The sequence below is a fragment of the Lysinibacillus parviboronicapiens genome, assembly GCF_003049575.1.
Lineage (GTDB): Bacteria > Bacillota > Bacilli > Bacillales_A > Planococcaceae > Lysinibacillus > Lysinibacillus parviboronicapiens.
The window spans coordinates 1-393 of record NZ_PYWI01000106.1; the positions used below are offsets into that span (position 1 = coordinate 1).

A 393-nucleotide genomic window follows, 5' to 3' on the forward strand; every position below is an offset into this window, starting at 1 on the left:
TGTCCAGGGTGTTTGATGTGAGTTTTCTCTCAGCGTGTGTATGCATGTGAGATGCGGTTGGAGCTGTCGTTCCTGTTCTGTATGTCGGTGCGATGACGGCAGTAATTATTGGGTTTTCGAAGAGTAGGCTGCTCGCAGCTTCGTCTTAGGGCTGACTTACTTGAACCAGTCCTCTTTTAGGCAACAATGGAGTTGTGAAAAATTCGACCGACACCGAGGTGGCCGTCGCAGGTCGCGACATCGTCGGCGAGCACAAGCAGGAGACTGTGGACAGCCCCACGAGAGATCGTGTGATGTCGTCCATCCTGCACAATGGCCCGTCGACGGCCAGCGAACTGGCCGATCGTCTTGGTCTGACAGCGGCGGCGGTACGTCGCCATCTCAGCGCTCTTG

At 55.7% G+C, this 393-nt stretch carries 1 protein-coding gene; it reads left to right on the forward strand.

The genetic code is table 11. The features are described from left to right. Nucleotides 1–194 precede the first annotated feature (194 nt). A partial coding sequence (locus C9J35_RS25220; protein ID WP_153062997.1) for a helix-turn-helix domain-containing protein occupies nt 195–393 on the forward strand: 199 nt, incomplete at its 3' end.